The 2,269-nt window shown below is 33.1% G+C and carries 2 protein-coding genes; both read right to left on the bottom strand.

Annotation, left to right across the window (positions count from 1 at the left end):
• Positions 1–443: 443 nt before the first annotated feature.
• Positions 444–1,754 (bottom strand): hemolysin family protein, encoded by a 1,311-nt coding sequence (locus J6V67_RS04885; RefSeq protein WP_291859582.1) that lies wholly within the window; start codon positions 1,752–1,754, stop codon positions 444–446.
• Between the two features lie 81 nt (positions 1,755–1,835).
• The coding region (locus J6V67_RS04880; protein ID WP_291859580.1) for a TolC family protein at positions 1,836–2,269 on the bottom strand (434 nt) is incomplete at its 5' end.

The raw sequence follows: 2,269 nt of genomic DNA, 5'->3' as shown, positions 1-2,269 counted from the left end.
TAAGATTTCCCTATAAAACTTAAATCCATTTAGGGGGTGTTTTTATTATATCGACCCAAATATTAAAAAGTTTATATGGGGGGGGGATTTTGATAAATTTGAAGAAAATATTGTAAATTTTTTAATAAATTTGATGAATTTATAAAATTTAGATTAGATATTGTAGTTTTATGACTTGGGTATTTTATAATTTTTATAGCCGAATTTGGATTAGAATTGGTGAAATATTAAAATATTATGGGGGTGTAATTAAATTTGTGGGTTTTAGAATATTTAGTAGGTTGGCTAGGGGATAAGAGTGAATTTAATGGTTTTTGGTTTATATACTGTATTGGATTATAATAAAGTAAAAAGAAAATGAAAAACGGATGTAATTAAAGGAAAAAGCAATAAGAAAATTTAATTATCAATTTTACTTATTGCTAAAATATTAAAGATGATTATTAATCAAAATCCTCTTCATCGTTACTTGAGCTTAGTAGTGTAACTTTAAGAGCTCCGATACTTGCTCCATCCATTTTAATAACTTCATATAAGCAATTTTGATCCTCTATAGTATCACCAACTACTGGTAAACGTTCAAATAGATTAAAGACATATCCGCCAATTGTAAGCTGCTCAGTCTCTTCATCAAAACGAATTCCCATAATCTCCTCAACGCCCTCAAGCTCGAATCTACCATTAAATTCATACGTATCATCGGAGATTTTTTTATAGCTTTGATCTTTATCATCGTGTTCATCATTGATATCGCCTACGATCTCTTCAATGATATCTTCCATAGTTACTAATCCAGCAGTTCCGCCATACTCATCAACAACTAGCGCAGCTGAGATTCTATCTTTATTCATCATTACAAGAATTTTTGAAATTGAACTATTTTCAGGTACTATAATAAGCTTTCTTACTATTTTATCAAGATTTTCTATCTTACCATCTAGATCATTTTGTAATATATCTCTAATGTGAATCATACCCAAAACGCTATCTTTGCTACCATCTATATATGGAAATCTAGTATATTTGCTTTGGCTTACGATTCTCATATTCTCTTCAAAGCTCAATCTTTTATTCAAACAGATTACATCTTTACGAGGCGTCATAATCTCTTTGGCTACTGTGTCGCTAAAATCTACAGCATTTTTGATTATTTCGCTCTCCATGCTATCTAATACACCGCCTTTTAAACTCTCACCAACGATGATTTTAATCTCCTCTTCAGAATGGGCTAGTTCGCTCTCTCTAGCTGGCCTAATTCCAATAAGTTTTAAAAACATTGCCGCAACAAAGTCAAATGTGCGAATAACAGGAAAAAATATAACCCAAAAAAAGTATAACGGTCTAGCAATTATCAAAGCAGCTTGTTCGGCTTTTGCAATGGCTACTGATTTTGGTACTAACTCCCCAAGCACCACATGTAAAAGCGTAATAAAACTAAATGCAATCACAAACGAAATCGTATGCAAGGTAGTTTCATTATCGATACCAAATATTGTTTTAATTGGCTCTTCGATGATATCAGCCACTGCTGGCTCGCCAAGCCAACCAAGTGCTAGCGAACTAAGAGTGATACCAAGTTGAGTAGCGCTAAGATAAGTATCAAGGGAATTTGACATTCTAAGAGCTAGTTTGGCATTTGGGCGACGCTCCTTAACAAGCTCTTCTAGGCGTGATCTTCTAACTTTGACAATACAAAATTCAGACAATACAAAAAAGCCGTTTAAAAATATAAAAACAGCCGCCAAAAATATCATAAAAATGGGGTAACTATCCAATTCTTTTCCTTAAAAAAATTTAAAATGGCTCAATTATAGCATATTTAGTTGAAATTTAATTTAATTTTGCGAATTCGCCTTTATGCCCAAAAGCTCTTTAGTTTCCTCATCGCTCTCATACTCAAATCCACCACCAAAGGCCTTAAATACGGCAACTACACTATTTACAGCCTCTAAATTTGCACTTGCTAAACTAAGCTTTGCTGATAACAAACTTCTTTGAGAGTCCAAAAGCTCTAGATGGCTACTATATCCAGCATCATAGCGACTTTGGGCTATATCATAAACTTTTTGTTGGCTTGCTACCAAATTTGCACTACTTTGAGCTTTAATAAGTGAATTTTTTCTACTATCAAGTGCAGTTCTAATCTCGCCAAAAGCATTTTTAACTGCCTTATCATAGGCTAAAAATGATGCGTTTTGTTCTAAATTTGCAATCTCAACGCTATTATATGTTCTTCCAAAATCAAGAAGTGGCCCAACAAGACTTCCGC

Source organism: Campylobacter sp., from assembly GCF_017646085.1.
Classification (GTDB): Bacteria; Campylobacterota; Campylobacteria; order Campylobacterales; family Campylobacteraceae; genus Campylobacter.
This window is presented reverse-complemented; position numbering and strand designations above follow the sequence as displayed.

What these genes read in the sequence shown, in the direction of transcription:
- J6V67_RS04885 (WP_291859582.1), bottom strand. Translation starts at nt 1,754, where the DNA reads ATGATATTTTTGGCGGCTGTTTTTATATTTTTAAACGGCTTTTTTGTA.